Source organism: Gordonia malaquae (assembly GCF_037148075.1).
Lineage (GTDB): Bacteria > Actinomycetota > Actinomycetes > Mycobacteriales > Mycobacteriaceae > Gordonia > Gordonia malaquae.
In genome coordinates, this window is record NZ_JBBCUB010000002.1 from 451,175 (window position 1) to 470,611 (window position 19,437).

General features: G+C 66.7%; 20 protein-coding genes. 7 read left to right on the forward strand and 13 right to left on the reverse strand.

Annotated elements, in window-relative coordinates:
* From WFK36_RS09130 to WFK36_RS09160, 7 genes are read left to right on the forward strand one after another with little or no spacing between them, the layout of a single operon-like run.
* Complete coding sequence (locus WFK36_RS09130) at positions 1-984, forward strand: amino acid ABC transporter permease (RefSeq protein ID WP_336791412.1); 984 nt, start codon at positions 1-3, stop codon at positions 982-984.
* Positions 981-1,742, forward strand: coding sequence for an amino acid ABC transporter ATP-binding protein (locus tag WFK36_RS09135; protein ID WP_336791413.1), 762 nt, complete (start codon positions 981-983; stop codon positions 1,740-1,742). Before WFK36_RS09130 ends, WFK36_RS09135 begins: the two co-directional genes overlap by 4 nt.
* A 47-nt stretch (positions 1,743-1,789) precedes the next feature.
* Positions 1,790-2,749 carry a transporter substrate-binding domain-containing protein gene (locus WFK36_RS09140; protein ID WP_336791414.1) on the forward strand — a complete coding sequence of 320 codons (960 nt, stop codon included), beginning with the start codon at positions 1,790-1,792 and terminating at the stop codon, positions 2,747-2,749.
* A 48-nt stretch (positions 2,750-2,797) separates the two neighbouring features.
* Entirely contained in the window at positions 2,798-4,003 is a 1,206-nt protein-coding gene (locus WFK36_RS09145; RefSeq protein ID WP_336791415.1) for an LLM class flavin-dependent oxidoreductase, read from the forward strand.
* Between the two features lie 12 nt (positions 4,004-4,015).
* Positions 4,016-5,407, forward strand: a complete 1,392-nt coding sequence (locus WFK36_RS09150; RefSeq protein ID WP_336791416.1) for an NtaA/DmoA family FMN-dependent monooxygenase — start codon at positions 4,016-4,018, stop codon at positions 5,405-5,407.
* Entirely contained in the window at positions 5,404-6,531 is a 1,128-nt protein-coding gene (locus WFK36_RS09155) for an LLM class flavin-dependent oxidoreductase (protein WP_336791417.1), read from the forward strand. Before WFK36_RS09150 ends, WFK36_RS09155 begins: the two co-directional genes overlap by 4 nt.
* Entirely contained in the window at positions 6,528-7,220 is a 693-nt protein-coding gene (locus WFK36_RS09160) for a GNAT family N-acetyltransferase (protein WP_336791418.1), read from the forward strand. The genes WFK36_RS09155 and WFK36_RS09160 overlap by 4 nt, the downstream gene beginning before the upstream one ends.
* A 76-nt stretch (positions 7,221-7,296) precedes the next feature.
* On the opposite strand, the gene secG is transcribed toward WFK36_RS09160, so the two are convergent.
* The 13 genes from secG to WFK36_RS09225 all read right to left on the reverse strand — a co-directional run bounded on the left by secG (position 7,297) and on the right by WFK36_RS09225 (position 19,401).
* On the reverse strand, positions 7,297-7,533 hold the full coding sequence (secG, locus tag WFK36_RS09165; protein ID WP_008377913.1) for a preprotein translocase subunit SecG: 237 nt from the start codon (positions 7,531-7,533) through the stop codon (positions 7,297-7,299).
* A 97-nt stretch (positions 7,534-7,630) separates the two neighbouring features.
* Positions 7,631-8,416 (reverse strand): triose-phosphate isomerase, encoded by a 786-nt coding sequence (gene tpiA / locus WFK36_RS09170; RefSeq protein ID WP_336791419.1) that lies wholly within the window; start codon positions 8,414-8,416, stop codon positions 7,631-7,633.
* 3 nt (positions 8,417-8,419) lie between these two features.
* Complete coding sequence (locus tag WFK36_RS09175; RefSeq protein WP_336791420.1) at positions 8,420-9,631, reverse strand: phosphoglycerate kinase; 1,212 nt, start codon at positions 9,629-9,631, stop codon at positions 8,420-8,422.
* 4 nt (positions 9,632-9,635) lie between these two features.
* Positions 9,636-10,655, reverse strand: coding sequence for a type I glyceraldehyde-3-phosphate dehydrogenase (gap, locus tag WFK36_RS09180; RefSeq protein ID WP_008377919.1), 1,020 nt, complete (start codon positions 10,653-10,655; stop codon positions 9,636-9,638).
* A 185-nt stretch (positions 10,656-10,840) separates the two neighbouring features.
* The gene (gene whiA, locus WFK36_RS09185) at positions 10,841-11,818 is read right to left on the reverse strand and encodes a DNA-binding protein WhiA (RefSeq protein ID WP_174316864.1); all 978 of its coding nucleotides are present in this window, start codon (positions 11,816-11,818) and stop codon (positions 10,841-10,843) included.
* Positions 11,819-11,922: 104 nt separating this feature from the next.
* Positions 11,923-12,924 (reverse strand): gluconeogenesis factor YvcK family protein, encoded by a 1,002-nt coding sequence (locus WFK36_RS09190; protein ID WP_336791421.1) that lies wholly within the window; start codon positions 12,922-12,924, stop codon positions 11,923-11,925.
* On the reverse strand, positions 12,921-13,832 hold the full coding sequence (rapZ, locus tag WFK36_RS09195) for an RNase adapter RapZ (protein WP_336791422.1): 912 nt from the start codon (positions 13,830-13,832) through the stop codon (positions 12,921-12,923). Before rapZ ends, WFK36_RS09190 begins: the two co-directional genes overlap by 4 nt.
* Positions 13,825-15,792, reverse strand: a complete 1,968-nt coding sequence (gene uvrC / locus WFK36_RS09200) for an excinuclease ABC subunit UvrC (protein WP_336791921.1) — start codon at positions 15,790-15,792, stop codon at positions 13,825-13,827. Before uvrC ends, rapZ begins: the two co-directional genes overlap by 8 nt.
* A 118-nt stretch (positions 15,793-15,910) precedes the next feature.
* Positions 15,911-16,570 carry a DUF6226 family protein gene (locus WFK36_RS09205; protein WP_336791423.1) on the reverse strand — a complete coding sequence of 220 codons (660 nt, stop codon included), beginning with the start codon at positions 16,568-16,570 and terminating at the stop codon, positions 15,911-15,913.
* On the reverse strand, positions 16,567-17,043 hold the full coding sequence (locus WFK36_RS09210; RefSeq protein ID WP_008377932.1) for a PH domain-containing protein: 477 nt from the start codon (positions 17,041-17,043) through the stop codon (positions 16,567-16,569). The genes WFK36_RS09205 and WFK36_RS09210 overlap by 4 nt, the downstream gene beginning before the upstream one ends.
* Positions 17,040-17,510 (reverse strand): 6,7-dimethyl-8-ribityllumazine synthase, encoded by a 471-nt coding sequence (gene ribH / locus WFK36_RS09215; protein WP_336791424.1) that lies wholly within the window; start codon positions 17,508-17,510, stop codon positions 17,040-17,042. The genes WFK36_RS09210 and ribH overlap by 4 nt, the downstream gene beginning before the upstream one ends.
* Positions 17,507-18,778 (reverse strand): bifunctional 3,4-dihydroxy-2-butanone-4-phosphate synthase/GTP cyclohydrolase II, encoded by a 1,272-nt coding sequence (locus WFK36_RS09220; RefSeq protein WP_008377935.1) that lies wholly within the window; start codon positions 18,776-18,778, stop codon positions 17,507-17,509. Before WFK36_RS09220 ends, ribH begins: the two co-directional genes overlap by 4 nt.
* Positions 18,778-19,401, reverse strand: coding sequence for a riboflavin synthase (locus tag WFK36_RS09225; RefSeq protein WP_336791425.1), 624 nt, complete (start codon positions 19,399-19,401; stop codon positions 18,778-18,780). The genes WFK36_RS09220 and WFK36_RS09225 overlap by 1 nt, the downstream gene beginning before the upstream one ends.
* Positions 19,402-19,437 lie beyond the last annotated feature (36 nt).

Consider the following 19,437-nt stretch of genomic DNA (forward strand, 5'->3'; position numbering starts at 1 on the left):
GTGACTGCTGTCATATCCCCGTCGTCTCCCGGATCGGTCGGCCCCGTGAGCCGTCCGGGCGACGACGAACTCCTCGCCGCTCCGGTAGTCGGCGCACGCCATCCGTGGCAATGGGTCGGCACCGGCATCGTGCTGGTACTGACCGCGATGCTCGTGCACACCCTCGTCACCAACGACAGGTTCCAGTGGGACGTCGTCGGCGACTACTTCACGAGTTCGTCTGTGCTCAACGGCCTGTGGCTCACTCTGTGGCTGACGGCCGCCACCATGGTCGTCGGCTTCGCGCTCGGCGTCCTCCTGGCGGCGATGCGACTCTCATCGAGCCCGGTACTGTCGTCGATCAGCTTCGGGTACGTCTGGTTGATCAGGTCTGTCCCGCCCCTCGTCCAGCTGTTGTTCTGGTTCCAATTGGCGTCGCTGTTCCCCCAACTCTCCATCGGCGTCCCATTCGGCCCGAGTTTTGTCACATTCGACACCGCCACGCTCATCACCGGGGTGGTCGCGGCGTTCATCGCTCTGACACTCGACGTCGCAGCCTTCTCCGCCGAGATCGTTCGCGGCGGACTGCTGTCGGTCGACGAGGGCCAGACCGAAGCGGCGCAGTCGATCGGCCTGAGCCGGGTCCGGATCTTCTGGCGGATCGTGCTGCCGCAGGCCATGCCGGCCATCGTTCCGTCGACCGGAAACCTGTTGATCGGACTGCTGAAGGCCACGTCCATCGTGAGCGTGATCGCGGTCGAGGATCTCCTGTACTCGACACAGCTCATCTACCAGCAGAATTACCTCGTCATCCCGCTGCTCCTGGTGGCGACGGTCTGGTACATCATCCTCACGACCATCCTGTCGATCGGCCAGTACTTCGTCGAACGCCACTACAACCGGGGCCGCCGTCGACAGCAGCCGTCGTCGTTCGCTCAGACGTTCCGCGACAACCTGCCACTGTTCGGGCCACTTCAGCGCCGCACAGCTGGAGGCAAGGCATGAGCCGCCCGCTGGTCCGCGTGCGTGGACTCACCAAGTCATTCGGGGCACACCCGGCGTTGCGAGGCGTCGACCTCGACGTGAACGAGGGCGAAGTCACCGTGCTCCTCGGTCCGTCGGGATCGGGCAAGTCGACACTGCTCCGCACCGTGAATCACATCGAGAAGCCCGACGCGGGATTCGTTGAGGTCGACGGCGACATCATCGGATATCGGCACGTCGGCGGACGCCTCCGCGAACGCCCGTCTCGCGAGATCGCGGCGCAGCGCGCTCGGATTGGAATGGTCTTCCAGCAGTTCAACCTGTTCGGACACCGGACCGTTGCCCAGAACATCATCGAGGGCCCTGTCGCCGCAGGCGGGTCCCGGCGCGACGCCCTGCGCCATGCTTCAGAGCTTCTCGAGCGAGTCGGACTCGCCGGGCGCGAAGACTCGTACCCGCGCCAACTGTCGGGCGGCCAACAGCAGCGCGTCGCCATCGCCCGGGCTCTGGCGCAGCGTCCGAACCTGATGCTGTTCGACGAACCGACCAGCGCGCTCGACCCCGAACTCGTCGGAGAGGTGTTGTCGGTGATCCGCGACCTCGCCGCCGATGGCATGACGATGCTGATCGTCACTCACGAGCTGGGCTTCGCCCGAGAGGTCGCCGACACCGTCGTGTTCCTCGAGGACGGCAGGATCGTCGAATCCGGACCGCCCGACGACGTGCTCCTCGCACCGGTCAACGAACGCACCCGGTCGTTCGTGTCGGCCGTTCTCTGAACCCCACCCCGTCTCCCCCGATTCACCCTTCCGCGAAAGGCTCCACCATGCCCATTTCACGTTCCCGACGCCGCTCGGTCCGCTTCGCATCGGCGACTGCAGCCCTTCTCGCGGCCGCATCACTCGCCCTGACCGCCTGCGGTTCATCCGACGATCCCAGCACCGACGCCGGCGGCGACGCACCCGCCGTGCCCACGCAAGACGTCGTGTCCGGCATCGCGAAGGTCGATGCCATCGCCTCGAAGCTGCCGGCCGACGTCCGGTCATCGGGCAAGCTCACGATAGGCACCATCAAGACTCCAGGACTCGCCTCCCTGCCTATCGGCGGAGAGGTCGACGGCGAGCCGGTCGGGCTCCACCGCGACCTCACCGACGCCGTCGCAAAGGTGCTCGGCCTCACGGCGGACTACCAGTACGGAACGTTCCCGTCGATCCTGCCCGGCATCCAGAACGGCCGATACCAAGTGGGCCAGGCCAATTTCAGTGTGACGAAGGACCGGGAGAAAGTCGTCGACTTCGCGACCTTCGTCACCGACGGACAAGGGTTCCTCGGCGCCGAGAAGGTGACACAGGACAAGTTCACGCAGATCAGCGACGCCTGCGGATACCGGATCGGCACCGCCCCGGGATCGTCGTTCCAGACTCTGCTCGAACAGAACGCCGACGCCTGCAAGAAGATCGGCAAGCCCGACTGGACCGTCCAGTACTTCACCGACTCCGCACCGATCACCCTCGGACTGCAGAACGGCAAGCTCGACCTCTACTTCGGGCCGTCGCTGGCCCTGCAGTACGCGGAGTCGAGGATCCCCCACACGCGGTACCTCGGTGAGATCTACAAGTCGCCAGTGGGCTTCATCGCGTCCAAGGGATCGCCCATCGCGCCCGCAATCGTGGACGCCGTGAACCAACTCATCACAACCGGCGACTACCAGAAGATCTTCGACAAGTGGAATGTCCCGGGCAACAAGATCGAGCGCTCCGAACTCAATCCCGCCACGACTTTCTGACGCGTCGACGTTCTGACGTACGCGCGCACAACGAGGAGCCCCACCACCATGACTGATCACTTGCATCTCGCCGTCGCCCTCGACGGCGCGGGCTGGCATCCCGCCGCATGGCGCGAGTCGCAGGCCCGGCCGGACGACCTGTTCGACGCCGCCTATTGGATCGACCTCGCCAGAACCGCCGAACGGGGACTGCTCGACTTCGTCACCGTCGAAGACGCCCTGGCCGTCCAGTCCGATGACCCCTTCTCACCCGACGAACGCACCGACCGGGTGCGCGGACGGTTGGACGCTGTCGAGATCGCGGCCCGTGTCGCCCCGGCCACGACCTCGATCGGGTTCGTTCCGACAGCTGTCGTCACCCACACCGAACCGTTCCACCTGTCCAAGGCAGTCGCCACACTCGACTACGTGAGCAGCGGCCGAGCCGGGCTGCGAGTCCAGGTCGCTGCGGCGCCGCAGGCGAACGCCAACGTGGGTCGACGGCAGTTACCCCACCTTCGCATCGACGATGTCGGCACCGACGAGTTCGACACCGCAGAGTCGGCGCTGTTCGAGGAGGCCGCCGACTACGTCGAGGTCGTCCGTCGTCTCTGGGATAGTTGGGAGGACGACGCCGAGATCCGCGACGTCGCGACCGGCCGATTCATCGACCGACACAAGCTCCACTACGTCGACTTCGCGGGTGCGAACTTCTCGGTGAAAGGACCGTCGATCACCCCACGCCCACCGCAGGGGCAACCGCCCGTCACAGCTCTCGCACATCTGCCCCGTGGCCTGGAGCTCATCGGCGAGTCCGCGGACATCGGGCTGATCACTCCGAGCACCCAGGAAGACGCCGCCGACAGTGTCGCGACGATCCACGCCGCCGCGGCGGCAGCGGGCCGCAACGGCGAGACGATCCATGTGTTCGCTGACCTCGTCGTCTTCCTCGACGACACCGACCACGATGCGCACGAGCGCGTCGCTCGGCTCGACGATGCCGCGGGAGCGGCGTTCCGCAGCGACGCTCCGGTGTTCGTCGGCACGGCGGCCGGTCTCGCCGACCTGCTGATCGAGCGTCAGTCGGCAGGGCTCAGCGGATTCCGGCTACGGCCCGGGACGCTCCCGACCGATCTGGATCGGATCGTCGACGGTCTGGTCCCCGAACTTCAGCGGCGCGGAGCGTTCCGGTCCGAGTACCCGAAGTCGTCGACCTTGCGTGGACTGCTGGGGTTGCCACGCCCGACCAACCGCTACGCGACCGCACATTCGTAGACAGGAGATTCCATGTCCACCACAGCACACTCCGAACCCGTCAAGCAGATCCACATCGCCGCGCACTTCCCCGGGGTCAACAACACCACCGTGTGGAGCGACCCGGAGGCTGGCAGCCACATCGAGTTCGACAGTTTCCGCACATTCGCGCAGGAGGCGGAGCGCGGCAAGTTCGACTTCTTGTTCCTCGCCGAAGGCCTACGCCTTCGTGAGCAGAACGGACAGATCTACGATCTCGACGTCGTCGGACGACCCGACACGTTCACGATTCTGTCCGCACTAGCCGCCGTCACCGATCGTCTCGGCCTCGCCGGCACCATCAACTCGACGTTCAACGAACCGTACGAGGTGGCGCGTCAATTCGCCTCCCTCGACCATCTCTCCGCCGGTCGAGCGGCCTGGAACGTCGTCACCAGCTGGGACGAGTTCACCGGAGAGAACTTCCGGCGCGGCGGCTTTCTCGCCGAAGAGGATCGGTACGGTCGCGCCGAATCGTTCCTGTCCGCCGCGCAGACCCTGTGGGACTCGTGGCGGGACGACGACGTGATCGCCGACAAGGCGGCAGGGCGCTTCCTGCGCCGCCCAGACGCGGGCGCATATTCCTACCACGACCGGTTCTTCGACATCGAAGGACGATTCAACGTGCCGCGGTCCCCGCAAGGTCGACCGGTTGTCTTCCAGGCAGGCGACTCCGACGCCGGCCGCGAGTTCGCGGCGGCTCAAGCCGATGCGATCTTCTCTCGGCACGGCGATCTCGAGACCGGCACGAGGTTCTACGCCGATGTGAAGCGGCGGCTGGCCAAGTACAGTCGCCGTCGTGACGAACTGCTGATTCTTCCCGCAGTCACTTTCGTGCTCGGCGACACCGATGCGGAAGCCGCCGACGCCGCCGCCAGGGTTCGCCTCGCCCAGGTGTCTGCGGCCACCGCGACCCGGTTCATCGAACAGCTCTGGAACGTCGCACTGCCCGACTTCGACGCCGACGGGTCGTTCCCGTCGTTCGACCCTGTCGAAGGCGAGTCCACGGTGTCCAAGGGACGCGCGAGCGTCCGCATGCTCGGACGCGAAGCCGCGGAGGTCGCGGAACAGTGGCGGGCCATCGCAGCCGCAGAAGGGCTGTCGGCTCGAGAGGTCGTCGCAAAGGCCTTCCACCGCGGCGGACTCGTCGGCTCACCGGAGACCGTCGCTCACCAGTTGAACGAACTCGTCCAGTCGGACGCCGCGGACGGCGTCATCCTCGCCCCGCACATCACGCCGGGAGGCCTCACCCCGTTCGTCGACAAGGTGATCCCGATCCTGCAGGAGTGGGGCGTCTATCGGACCGACTACGACGGCACCACACTGCGAGACCACCTCGGCCTCACGCGTCCCGAACCGACCACCAGCCGAGAGGCCGCCTCATGACCACCACCGACCTGTCCGTCCTCGACCTCGTGCCGATATCCACCGGATCGACGGCGGCCGACGCCCTGCACAACACGATCGACCTGGCGCAGCAGGCGGAACGCTTCGGTTACCGCAGATACTGGTTCGCCGAGCATCATCTGAATCCGGGGGTCGCCGGGACATCGCCCGCTGTGGTCTTGGCGCTGACCGCCGCTGCGACGTCGACCATCCGCATCGGTACCGCCGCGGTGCAACTCGGCCACCGAACCGCCTTGTCGACCGTCGAGGAGTTCGGCCTGCTCGACGCCTTGCACCCTGGCCGCATCGACCTCGGACTCGGCAGGTCCGGCGGCAAGCCCCCGAAGGTGTTGGCGACGACGGCTCCTCCGGCTCGCGAGATCGTCGACGGACGGACAGAAAACGGTCTCCGGGTTCCAGAGCCGTTCTCGTTTGCGAGCCTTCTCGACAATCCTCGAATCGGCTTGATCCAGCGGCTTCTCCAATTGCCCGGCGCAACCCCGCAGGACTACACCGAACAGGTCGACGACATCCTCGCTCTCATCGCTGGGACCTTCCGCGATGAACTCGATCAGGAGGCTCACGTGGTCCCCGGCGAAGGCGCCGACCTGCAGGTGTGGATCCTCGGGTCGAGCGCAGGCGAGAGCGCGACCGTGGCGGGTACGAACGGGCTTCGATTCGGCGCGAACTATCACGTGAGTCCGGGTACCGTTCTCGACGCCGTCGACGCGTATCGATCGGCGTTCGTCCCGTCCAGAGTCCTCGACCAGCCGTATGTGAGCGTCTCGGCTGACGTCGTCGTCGCACCGACCCACGACGACGCGGTTGAGCTCGCCGAGGGCTACGGGCCGTGGGTCCGCAGCATCCGCACCCTGCAGGGCGCCATCGAGTATCCGACGCCAGCCCAGGCCCGGGCCCTCCCGTGGACCGACGACGATGCGGCACTCGTCGCCGACCGCGTCGACACCAGATTCGTCGGCACCGCCGTCGAGGTCGCCGACCATCTCGAACGCTTGCGGGATGCGACCGCAGCCGACGAACTGGTGATCACCACGATCACCCATGGGCACGCCGAGCGGGTCCGCTCGTACGAGCTGCTGGCCGACGAGTGGGCCCGGCGGTGACGGCTGTCGACACGAGCATCCTCGACAATCCTGCTTTCGCGGCGCTCAACGGACCGCACAGCGGGTTCGCCGAACGGGTGGGCGCAGCTGTGCGCTATCCGACGGACGTCTCCCCGTTCACCGCGATCCCCTCAGATCCGACCGCGGACGACTGGACCGACCTCGCAACACTCGTCGGGCCGGGCGGAGTGGTCGCGTTCGGCTCGCCGAGCGGAATCACACCGCCCACCGGATGGTCGGTTGCGTTCGAAGGCGCCGGCGCCCAGTACGTCGGCGATCGTGTAGAGGCTGTCCGCGACGAACGCAGCGTGGTGCTGACCGGAGCGGATGTGCCGGAGATCCTCGACCTCATCGATCGGACCGAACCCGGCCCGTTTCTGGCCCGCACGGTGCAACTCGGTACATATCTGGGCATCCGCCAGCACGGAGCACTCGTGGCCATGGCAGGTGAACGACTCCGCCTGCCCGGGTGGACTGAGATCAGCGCGGTGTGCACGGACCCCGCAGCACGCGGGCAGGGTCTCGCGTCGGCCCTGGTCCGGCACGTCGCGGCGAACATCATCGCGTCCGGGTCGACGCCGTTTCTCCACGTCGCGGCGGACAACCCCGCCCGACGGCTGTACGAGGACCTCGGTTTCACTCTCCGCGCCGAAGTGGTGTTCACCGCACTCACCGCCCCCAGCCCGTAGACGAGCGTTGACAGACGAAGGAGCCCGGCAGGTCCGATCTGGACCTGCCGGGCTCCTTGCTGATGAACGAGGCTCGTCAGCCGCCGAACTTGATGTTCAGGCCGACACCGACGATCAGGATCACCCAGACCAGACCGACGAACACCGTCAGGCGGTCGAGGTTCTTCTCCACGACCGACGATCCGGAAAGGCTCGACTGCACGCCGCCGCCGAACAGGGACGACAGGCCGCCGCCCTTGGCGCGGTGCAGGAGCACGAGCACGATCAGCAGGAGGCTGGTGATGACCAGGCCGATGTTGAGCGCGAGAGTCACGAGTCGTCTGTCCTGTCAGTGGAGGAAAAGTAGTGTGGCAGGTCATCCCCGACAGTGCGGGGACGACCTGCCACAGTCTACGTGATGGGTACTGCGATCAGAGAAGCGGCCCACCGGCGGCGATCGCCGACAGCTGAGCGAATTCGTCAGCCTTGAGCGATGCTCCGCCGACGAGCGCACCGTCGACGTCTGCCTTGCCGACGATGTCGCCGACGTTCTTGGCGTTCACGCTGCCGCCGTACAGAACTCGTACGCCGTCCGCCGTCGCCTGATCCGCGAGCTCGACGAGTGCACCGCGCACCGCGGCGCACACCTCTTGAGCGTCGTCGGCGCTGGCCACCCGGCCTGTGCCGATGGCCCACACCGGCTCGTACGCGACGACGACCTTGGCGATGTCGGCGGCCGACAAGCCTGCCAGCGACGCCTTGATCTGCTCGACGTTGTACGTGACGTGGTCGCCCGCTTCACGGACGTCCAGGCCCTCGCCGATGCACACGATCGGTGTCAGACCGTGACGGAGAGCCGCCTTGGTCTTCGCCAACACCGTCTCGTTCGACTCGCCGTGCAGCGTCCGACGCTCCGAGTGCCCGACGACAGCGTAGGTGCAGCCCAGCTTCGCCAAGAAGGCACCGCTGATCTCACCGGTGTACGCACCCGAATCGTGCTCGGAGACGTCCTGCGCACCGTAGGTGAGCAGGAGCTTGTCGCCGTCGACGACAGTCTGGACGCTGCGGATGTCGGTGAACGGAGGGATCACCGTCACGTCGACCTTCTCGAAGTACTTCTCCGGCAGCGCGAAGGCGATCTTCTGCACCAGGGCGATGCCCTCGAGGTGATTCAGATTGCACTTCCAGTTGCCTGCGATCAGGGGTTTGCGAGCCACGACTCAGACCTCCAGAACGGAGAGGCCGGGAAGTTCCTTGCCCTCCAAGTACTCCAGCGACGCGCCGCCGCCGGTCGAGATGTGCGAGAACGCCTCATCCGCCAGTCCGAGTGCACGGACGGCGGCAGCCGAATCGCCACCTCCGACGACGCTGAACGCGCCGTTCGCCGTGGCCTGGGCGATCGCCTCGGCCACACCGCGAGTACCGGCGGCGAACTTCTCGAACTCGAAGACGCCCGACGGTCCGTTCCAGAACACGGTCTTGGCTCCGGTGAGGACGGCGGCGAACCGCTCGACGGTGCCGGGACCGATGTCCAGACCCATCCCCTCGGTGAAACCGTCCGCTGTCATCGCGATCGATGTCTGCGCGTCGGGTGCGAACTTGTCGGCCACGACGATGTCGTGCGGCAGGTGGATCACGTCGCCGAAGCGCTCCAACAGATCCTTGCAGGTGTCGATCATGTCGGCCTGCAGGAGCGAGTCGCCCACGGGGCTGCCCTGCGCCTTGATGAACGTGAACGCCATGCCGCCGCCGATCACCAGAGTGTCGACCTTGGGGGCCAGCGCCTCGATCACGGCCAACTTGTCGGACACCTTCGAACCGCCGAGAACCACCGCGTACGGGTGTTCGACGTCGCCGGTGATCTTCGCCAGGACGTCGACCTCGGTGGCGACCAAGTCGCCCGCGTACGCCGGGAGCACCTTCGCGACGTCGTAGACCGACGCCTGCTTGCGGTGCACCACACCGAACCCGTCGGAGACGAACGCGCCGTCGTCGCCGACCAGTTCGACGAGCGCCGATGCGAGCTGAGCCCGTTCGGCGTCGTCCTTGCTGGTCTCGCGGGGATCGAAGCGGATGTTCTCCAGCAGCAGGACGTCACCGTCGGTGAGTCCCTCAGCGCGCGCGAGTGCGTCGCTGCCGACGACGTCGCCCGCGAGCTGGACATTGCGTCCGAGCTCTTCGGCGAGACGCGCGGCGACCGGCGCCAGCGAGAGCGCGGGATCCGGTTCGCCCTTGGGGCGTCCGAGGTGCGCTGTCACGATGACCTTGGCGCCTGCCTCCACCAACTGGCGAATGGTGGGCGCCGAGGCGATGATGCGGCCCGCGTCGGTGATCTGACCACCGTCGAGCGGAACGTTCAGGTCTGAGCGGACGAGCACGCCGCGTCCCTCGACGCCGTCAGCGAGGAGGTCCTTCAGGGTACGGACTGCCATGGATTCAGAGCGACTTCGCGACGAGGCCGATGAGGTCGGCGAGGCGGTTCGAGTAGCCCCACTCGTTGTCGTACCAGGAGACGATCTTGACCTGGTCGTCGATCACCTTGGTCAGGCCGGCGTCGAAGATCGACGAGTGCGGGTCGGTGACGATGTCGCTCGAGACGATCGGGTCCTCGGTGTACTTCAGGATGCCCTTGAGCGGACCTTCCGCAGCCTTCTTCATGGCGGCGTTGATCTCGGCGGCGGTGGCCGGCTTCGCCAGGTTGGCGGTGAGGTCGGTGACCGAACCGGTGGGGATCGGCACGCGGAGGGCGTAGCCGTCGAGCTTGCCGAGAAGCTGCGGAAGGACAAGGCCGATGGCCTTGGCGGCACCGGTGCCGGTCGGGACGACGTTGGTGGCGGCGGCGCGCGCACGACGCAGGTCGCTGTGCGGGCCGTCCTGCAGGTTCTGGTCCTGGGTGTAGGCATGGACCGTGGTCATCAGACCCTTGACGATGCCGAACTCGTCGTCGAGGACCTTGGCGATCGGGCCGAGGCAGTTCGTGGTGCACGACGCGTTCGAGATGATGGTCTGGCTGCCGTCGTACTGGTCGTCGTTGACGCCCATGACGATGGTGATGTCCTCACCCTTGGCCGGAGCCGAGATGATGACCTTCTTCGCGCCGGCCTCGAGGTGGCCCTTGGCCTTCTCTGCGTCGGTGAAGATGCCGGTCGACTCGACGACGACGTCGACGCCCAGCTCGCCCCAGGGAAGCTCGGACAGCGGGCCGCGGTGCGAGAGCGCCTTGATCTTCTGGTCGCCGACGACGATGGTGTCATCGCCTTCGAGGGACACGTCGTGGGGCAGGCGACCCAGGATCGAGTCGTACTTGAGCAGGTGCGCGAGAGTCGCGTTGTCGGTCAGATCGTTGACGGCGACGATCTCGATGTCGGTGGTGCCCAGCGCCTTCTGCGCATCCACGGCACGGAAGAAGTTGCGGCCGATGCGGCCGAAGCCGTTGACGCCTACGCGAACAGTCACTGTTGTGCTCCTTAAGCGGTGAGTGAAGGGTCGAGAGGGTGTCGCGACCCGCTGGCCCCTAGCCTAGTGGTCCGTCTCTCGCGGTTCACCAGAAGGTCTCAAGATCCTCCCCACCGGCCGCGCAGTCCCCGCCCGTCGAGCGCCCAGTCCCCCGCCCGTCGAGCGCAGTCGAGACGCCCAGCCGACTACGCGTCGTCCATCAGGTCGGCGGTGACGGCCGATTCGGTGTCCGGCAGGCCTTCCGTTCGGGCCTTCTTGTCCGCCATCGACAGCAGGCGTCGGATTCGGCCCGCCACCGCGTCTTTTGTCATCGGTGGATCGGCGAGCTGGCCGAGTTCCTCCAACGACGCCTGTCGGTGCTGGACGCGCAGCGAGCCGGCCGCGACCAGATGATCGGGCACCTCGTCTCCGAGGATCTCGAGCGCACGTTCCACTCGGGCTGCGGCTGCGACGGCGGCCCGCGCCGAACGACGCAGATTCGCGTCGTCGAAATTGGCGAGACGGTTCGCGGTCGCCCGCACCTCACGGCGCATCCGGCGCTCTTCCCACACCAGACGGGTGTCGTGGGCGCCCATCCGCGTCAGGAGCGCTCCGATGGCCTCACCGTCCCGGATGACCACGCGATCCGCTCCGCGCACTTCGCGCGCCTTCGCTGTCACACCGAGTCGACGGGCGGCGCCGACGAGCGCGAGTGCGGCCTCCGGTCCGGGGCAGCTCACCTCCAGCGCGGACGAACGGCCGGGCTCGGTCAGTGATCCGTGCGCGAGGAACGCACCACGCCACGCGGCTTCGGCATCGCCGACGCTGCCACCGACCACCTGGGCGGGCAATCCGCGGACCGGGCGACCCCGCATGTCCAGAAGTCCGGTCTGGCGGGCGAGGCCCTCACCGTCCTTTGTGACGCGAACGATGTACCTGGCACCCTTTCGAGCACCGCCCGACCGCAGAACGTGCACGTCGGAGGCATACCCGAACAGATCGTGGATCTCTTGCCGTAGACGCCGGGCGACGTTGCCGAGATCGACCTCGGCCTCGACCACCACGCGCCCCTGTTGAATGTGAAGGCCGCCGGCGAACCGCAGAAGCGCCGAGACCTCCGCCTTGCGGCAGCTGATCTGAGTGACCGCCAACCTGCTCAGCTCGTCTTTGACCGCACCGGTCATCGCCACGTGTCGACGCCTCCTATAAACAAAGTGATATCTCCCCCAGGGTACTGACAGCACACCCCGAGCAAACCTCGGGGGCGTCAACCGTAGTGCCGTCGACCTTACCGGTCCGAGTGGTCACTCAGCAGGCGACTCAGAGTGTTCGCGGACTTACGCGGGTCGTGTTCGTGAGTTCCGGGCACGGCCAGGTCGGCGACCACCAGGCGGGCGCCGAACGACGCCGCTGCTCGCACCAGGTGATCTCGCTCCGCGCCTGCAGGCACGGACGCCGCATCGACCACCACGTCGTCGACTCCGACGGTGTCTGCGTGCGCATGCAGGACGTGCAGGTGCCGCTCGACGGAGAAACCAGTCGTCTCCCCTGGCTCGTTGGCCAGGTTCACGAACAGAACCTTCCGTGCGTTCGTCGACTTCAACGCTCTGACCTGGGATGGGACGAGTACGTGCGGGATCACGCTGGAGAACCATGATCCGGGACCCAACGTGACGACGTCGGCGTCGATGATGGCGGCGGCCGCCTCGTCGCATCCCACGGGCTCGAACGGATTGACCCGCACACGTCGGACGGTTCCGGGAGTGGTCGCCACGGCCACTTGTCCGCGGATCACCCGACTGACGCGCGGGTCCGATTCGAGCCCCGTGACATCGGCTTCGATGACAAGCGGCACCGTCGACATCGGCAGTACCCGACCGTCGATCCCGAACAGGTCGACCATCGCGTCCAACGCCTCGACGACGTCGCCGGTGAGTTCTTCGACACCCGCCAACATCAGGTTGCCGACCGGGTGACCGGCGAGCGCTCCATACCCGCCGAGGCGGTGCTGCAGGATGCGCGCCCACCGCTTGTGCCTGCGAGCCACCGCCGGGTCGACAGCGTTCCAGTGATCGATCGCCGCGGGAGCGCCCATCAGGGCCGCCAACGCCATGCGCAGATCACCCGGCGGAATGCCGCCGAGTTCGTTGCGGAGTCGGCCCGACGAACCGCCGTCGTCGCCGACCGTGACGATCGCCGTCACGTCGGGCGTGAGGTACCGCAACGCGGTGATCGTGTTGAAGAGCCCGTGACCGCCGCCCAGAGCGGCCGCGCGGATCGGCGTCGTCACTCGCGTCCCAGGTCGCGGTTGGTCACCTGCACCTTGTACAACGGGGAACCGTCGTCGTCGGAGGCCTCTTCGAGCCGGCGTGCAAGCTGCTGCGACATCGCTACGCTACGGTGTTTGCCACCCGTGCAGCCGACACCGATCGTCATGTAGCCCTTGCCTTCGCGCTTGTATCCGCGCGCTACGATGCCCACCAGGTCGACGTATCGGTTGATGAACTCGAGTGCGTCCTCCTGGCCGAGGACGTAGTCGCGCACCTGCGGGTCGAGACCGTTGTGCTCGCGAAGCTCCGGAATCCAGTACGGGTTGGGCAGGAACCGGACGTCGACCACGAGGTCGCAGTCGATCGGCAGGCCGTACTTGAATCCGAACGACTGCACCGCCACTGTCAGCCCCGTTCCACCGACGTTCGGGAACGTGCTCTCGACGATGGCCCGCAGGCGAGTGGAGCTCAGATTCGAGGTGTCGATCACGGTTCCCGCGCTCGCCTGAACTCCGGCGAGCATCGCGCGTTCGGCGGCGATTCCCTCGCTGAGCGTCCCGTTCCCCTGCAGCGGGTGCCTGCGTCGGACCTGTTCGAACCGTCGCACGAGGACGTCGTCGGACGCGTCCACGAACACGATGGACGTACGGGCGCCGCCCACTTCGAGATCGTCTCGCAGTTCCGCGATCTGTTCGCTGAACTGCGGGTCGCCTGCCCGGACGACAAGGGCGATCTTTCGCGCGCCCACTTCGTCGCTGCGCACCATCTCGATCAGTTGCCCGATCAGCGACACCGGCACGTTGTCCGAGACGTACCACCCGTCGTCCTCGAGGACATTCGCCACCGACGTCCGGCCCGCGCCGGACATGCCTGCGACAAACAGGACCGTCGCCGGACCCTCCCCTGTCGATCCATGACTGTCACCCACTGGTCACATCCTCCCTTGTCGACTCGTCTGCGCTGAGCGCGTCACGCACTGACTGCGCGGTGGTTGCACCGATCCCCGGCACCTGTGAGATCTCGTCGACCGTCGCCTTCTTGAGGTTGGCGACCGATCCGAAATGGGTGACGAGCGCCGTCCGACGGGTGGCTCCGAGTCCCGGGATCCCGTCGAGCGCCGACGCGGTCATCCGCTTGCTCCGTTTGCTGCGGTGAAAGGTGATCGCAAAACGGTGCGCCTCGTCGCGCACACGCTGCAGCAGGAAGAGCGCTTCGCTGTTGCGTGGCAGGATCACCGGCTCATCATCGCCCGGAACCCACACTTCTTCGAGCCTTTTGGCCAGTCCGATGATCGCGACGTCGGTGACACCGAGTTCTTCGAGGACTGCCGCGGCGGCGTGCACCTGGGGTGCGCCGCCGTCGACCACGAACAGATTCGGCGGGTACGCGAACCGGCGCTTCTTTCCCTCTTCGGCGGAGACCTCGCCGGCCGCGATCGCAACGGGTTCGTCCCCGTCGACAGGAGGCGGCGTCGCCTCGCCGCCGCGGTGTCGGAGGAAACGTCTGCGGGTGACTTCGGCGATCGATGCGACGTCGTCCGAGCGACCGTCCCCTGCGGCCTCCTTGATGCCGTAGTGCCGGTAGTCGGACTTGCGGGGCAGTCCGTCCTCGAAGACGACGAGGGACGCGACGACATCGGTGCCCTGAACGTGCGAGATGTCGATGCATTCGATGCGCAGCGGAGCGACGTCGAGGCCGAGGTGTTCCTGCAGTTCGGTCAGTGCCGCCGACCTGGTCGTCAGGTCACCCGCACGCTGGAGTTTGTGGCGAGCGAGCGCGTCGGACGCGTTCCGTTCGACGGTGGTCATCAGGTTGCGCTTGTCGCCGCGCTGCGGGACGCGAATGTCGACTCGCGCGCCGCGCCGCTGTGTGAGCCAGTCCTGCATCTGGTCGACGTCGTCGGGCAATGCCGGGACGAGCACCTCGCGGGGAATGCCGGAGCTCATGTCCGACTCGGCGCCGTAGAACTGTGTGAGGAACGACTCGACCTGTTCGGCGAGTGTCGCATTCTCCTGCACTTCGACCACCCAGCCGCGTTCTCCGCGGACTCGTCCGTCGCGGACGTGGAAGATGGTCACCGACGATTCGAGTTCGTCTCCGACCATGGCGATCACGTCGGCGTCCGTGCCGCTCCCGAGCACCACCGCCTGTTTCTCCATCGCACGGCGCAGCGCGGACGTGTCGTCACGCAGACGCGCGGCTCGTTCGAAATCGAGTTCTTCGGCCGCGCTGGTCATCTCACGTTCGAGTCGACGGATGAGACCGTCGGTCTTGCCGGCGAGGAAGTCGCAGAAGTCGTCGACGATCGCTCGATGCTCGTCGGCGTCGACCCGTCCGACACACGGCGCCGAGCACTTGTCGATGTACCCGAGCAGGCAGGGGCGCCCCATCTGCTCGTTGCGCCGGAACACCCCCGTGGAGCAGGTGCGGATCGGGAACACACGGGTCAAGAGGTCGACAGTCTCGCGGATCGCCCACGCGTGGGCATACGGCCCGAAGTACCGGACACCGGGCTTGCGCGCGCCGCGGTAGACGAACACTCGCGGGTACGTCTCGTTGAGCGTCACCGCGAGCATCGGATAGGTCTTGTCGTCCCGGTAGCGGACGTTGAACCGCGGATCGAACTCCTTGATCCAGTTGTATTCGAGCTGCAGCGCCTCGACTTCGGTGCCGACGACGGTCCACTCGACAGACGCCGCCGTCGTGACCATCTGCCGGGTCCGCGGATGCAGTCCGGTGATGTCGGCGAAGTACGACGTCAACCGAGAGCGCAGGTTCTTCGCCTTGCCGACATAGATCACTCGCCGGTGTGCGTCGCGGAACTTGTAGACGCCCGGATCGGTGGGGATCGCCCCGGTAGCGGGGCGGTAAGTCGACGGGTCTGCCACGGTCTCCAGGTTAGCCGTCGGGTCCGACAACCCGTTCGCCGCCGGGTCGACGGCGGAGGTTCCCCGAATCACGGCGCAAAGTCGCCCTACGCGTCAGTACCGCAAGAATCAGGGAACCTCAAACGCGTCGAGGCCACGGATGCCAGGTGCCGCAGATCTGGTCGAGACGACCTCTCACCGCACGCGCACGATCGCGCCGAAAGTCCTGAAGTGCCGACTCTGTTCCACTCTGGCCCCATCGTCCAGGAACATCGAAGACATGTGAGATCCGCATGCGGAGCCGTCCGTCGACACTCTCGCGGTAATGACCGTCGGCGATCGCGAAGGCGAGGTCTTCGACACGTTCCGCCTCGGTGATTGACGATTCATCACACGCATCGCACATGCACGTCGGGATTCCGACGTCGTGGAGAAGCCCGCAGCGCACGACCAGGCCGGGATTCTGGAAGTCGAAGCCGAGCGGCGCTGCCTGCTCGTCGCGTGGCGTCAGCGTCACTCGTCGATTCGGCGCGCCGTACGGCTGTATCGCCGGTGGATCAGCTTCTTGGGTGACCGTCACGTCGAAGTTCTCGGCCAGGTGCGCTATCACCGACTCGGCAACATCGGTGAGCTGATCGAAGCGTTCCGTCGCCGACATCGTGACGTAGTCGTCCTCGGCGGGTTGTGAGTCGACGGCATTGAACCGGGAGCCGTACTCGACGACGCGTCCGTCACAGGCGACGAACGAGTAAACACGCAGGTCCGGGCGGACGTATCCGTCCGACGCGGGCCGGGTCACGGCGTCGGCCGACTGTACTTCGTGTACAGCTCGCGGAAGGTCTCCATGGCATCGACGGCGCGGTCGCCGTCGCGCGACTGAACGGCCAGCACCGGGACGTGCTCGTCCGACGGCAGGAGCAGTCGCGCGGCGAAGCCCTTGTCCGGGTACTCGAGGCCGCGCACCACGTCCCAGGTGAAGACCCGCTCGCCCACCAAGGTGCGCACGCCCACACCGTCCGGACCCACGCGCAGTCGCGTCCGGAAGACGAGCAGGACAGCTCCAGCGATGACCAGACCGATCGCGATGAGACCGATCTTGTCGGACCATTCGACTCCGACACCCGTGTACGAGATGTCCAAGAGCAGCCCGAACACGAGGTGAATGGCGATGACCACGCCCGCCACCCAGAGTCCGGTCCGACGCAACCACTGCGGGTGGTAGGTGTAGTCCCACACCTCCGCCCCGGTCGACGGCGCTCCTAGTGCACTCACGCCAGCTTCCGGAGCGTGAGCGCGGACGCGATCGCGGCGGTCATCGCCTGAGCGCCCTTGTCCTCCGACGATCCGGGAAGTCCCGAACGGTCGAGCGCCTGCTGCTCGTCGAGAGTGGTGAGCACACCGTTGCCGACCGGCGTCGACTCGTCGAGTGACACGCGGGTGAGGCCCGCGGTGACGGCGTCGCAGACGTACTCGAAATGCGGTGTGCCGCCCTTGATGACCACGCCGAGCGCGACGACCACATCGTGTGTGCGTGCCAGCGCCTGCACGATCACCGGGAGTTCGATGGCGCCGGCCACCCGCACCACGGTCGGATCGGTGACGCCCGCGCCCGCCGCTGCTCGCGTCGCACCGTCGAGCAGCGCGGTGCAGATCGTCTCATGCCACTGGGACGCGGCGATGGCGACCTTCAGGGCGCTCGCGTCCTCCAGGTCGAGTGTGGGTTCTCCGTGGCCGCTCATGCCTGCGTGCCCTCTCCGTCGAAGTCGTCCAGTCCTTCGAGCATATGGCCCATCCGGTCACGCTTGGTCTTCAGGTAGTGGAGGTTCTCCGAGTTGGCGCGGAGCGGCATCGGGACGCGATCGACGATCTGCAGACCGTAGCCGTCGAGTCCGACGCGCTTGGCCGGATTGTTCGTCAGCAGTCGCATCGACCGGACGCCGAGGTCGACGAGGATCTGTGCGCCGAGGCCGTAGTCGCGGGCATCGGCGGGCAACCCGAGTTCGAGGTTCGCGTCGACGGTGTCGTGACCCGCGTCCTGCAGCTGGTAGGCCTGGAGTTTGTGCATGAGGCCGATGCCCCGGCCCTCGTGGCCACGCATGTAGAGCACCACGCCACGACCTTCGGCCGCGACCATCGCCATCGCTGCCTCGAGCTGCGGACCGCAGTCGCACCGCAGCGAACCGAAGACGTCGCCGGTGAGGCATTCGGAGTGGACGCGGACCAGGATGTCCTCGCCCTTGCCGTCCTCACCCGAGACGTCGCCCATGACGAGTGCCACGTGCTCGGCGTCGTCGTACGGGCTCGAGTAGCCGACCGCGCGGAACACACCGTGGACGGTGGGGATCCGCGCGTCGGCGACCCGCTCGACGTGCTTCTCGTTGCGGCGGCGCCACGCGATCAGGTCGGCGATGGAGATCATCGCGAGGTCGTGCTCGTCGGCGAAGACGCGCAGTTCCTCGGCGTGGGCCATGTGGCCTTCGTCCTTCTGGCTGACGATCTCGCAGATCGCGCCCGCGGGCGACAGCCCGGCCAACTTCGCTAGATCGACCGCGGCCTCGGTGTGGCCGGGGCGACGCAGCACGCCGCCCTCGCGGGCACGGAGCGGCACCACGTGACCGGGACGGGTGAAGTCGTGCGGCTGCGCCGTCTGGTCGGCGAGCTTGACCATCGTGGTGGCGCGGTCCGCCGCACTGATGCCGGTGCCGACTCCCTCGCGGGCATCGACGGTCACCGTGTACGCCGTGCCGTGACGATCCTGGTTCTGCGCGATCATCGGCGGCAGACCGAGCCGGTCGCAGTCGTCGCCTTCGAGCGGAACGCACAGGTAGCCGGACGTGTAGCGGACCATGAACGCGACGAGTTCAGGCGTCGCCTTCTCCGCCGCGAAGATCAGGTCACCTTCGTTCTCGCGGTCCTCGTCGTCGACGACGACGACGGCCTTGCCCGCCGCGATGTCGGCGATGGCCCGGTCGATCGAGTCCAGTTTCACTTCGGTCTGCTCGCTCATCACTGCTGTCCTTCTGCCCGGCCGGCGCCATGCAGGCGCTCGACGTACTTCGCGATCACATCGACTTCCAGGTTCACCCGGGCATCGGTCGCGGTGATGCCCAGCGTGGTCTCCGACAGAGTCGTCGGAATGAGAGAGACTTCGAGCCAGTCGCCGCGGTCGTCGTCGCGCCCGATCGACGAGACCGTCAGCGAGATGCCGTCGATCGTGATCGACCCCTTCTCGACGACGTAGCGCGACAGGTCTCCTGGGACGGCGATGCGGACGACGGTCCAGTTCTCGGACGGCGAGACGGACACGACAGTGCCGACGCCGTCGACGTGGCCCTGCACGATGTGCCCGCCGAAACGTCCACCCGCTGCCATCGCTCGTTCAAGATTGACGGTCGCGCCGGGTCCGAGGTTGTCGAGTGAACTACGGCGGAGCGTCTCGGCCATCACGTCCACGGTGAACGCTCCGTCGTCGAGTTCGACGACGGTGAGGCACACGCCGTTGACCGCGATCGAGTCGCCGAACGACGCATCGCTCGTCACGAGGGGTCCGCGGATGCGGAAACGTGCGGCTTCTGCGAGGTCCTCGCGGCCGATGATTTCGCCGCGTTCCTCAACAATTCCGGTGAACACCGTCTCTCCTTTGCACAGGTGCGCTCGGGACAGACA

Coding starts and splice junctions, on each gene's coding strand:
- WFK36_RS09145 (WP_336791415.1), top strand. CDS start 2,798: ATGACTGATCACTTGCATCTCGCCGTCGCCCTCGACGGCGCGGGCTGG.
- WFK36_RS09155 (WP_336791417.1), top strand. CDS start 5,404: ATGACCACCACCGACCTGTCCGTCCTCGACCTCGTGCCGATATCCACC.
- WFK36_RS09135 (WP_336791413.1), top strand. CDS start 981: ATGAGCCGCCCGCTGGTCCGCGTGCGTGGACTCACCAAGTCATTCGGG.
- whiA (WP_174316864.1), bottom strand. CDS start 11,818: ATGACCGGTGCGGTCAAAGACGAGCTGAGCAGGTTGGCGGTCACTCAG.
- WFK36_RS09140 (WP_336791414.1), top strand. CDS start 1,790: ATGCCCATTTCACGTTCCCGACGCCGCTCGGTCCGCTTCGCATCGGCG.
- WFK36_RS09220 (WP_008377935.1), bottom strand. CDS start 18,778: ATGAGCGAGCAGACCGAAGTGAAACTGGACTCGATCGACCGGGCCATC.
- WFK36_RS09150 (WP_336791416.1), top strand. CDS start 4,016: ATGTCCACCACAGCACACTCCGAACCCGTCAAGCAGATCCACATCGCC.
- ribH (WP_336791424.1), bottom strand. CDS start 17,510: ATGAGCGGCCACGGAGAACCCACACTCGACCTGGAGGACGCGAGCGCC.
- WFK36_RS09175 (WP_336791420.1), bottom strand. CDS start 9,631: ATGGCAGTCCGTACCCTGAAGGACCTCCTCGCTGACGGCGTCGAGGGA.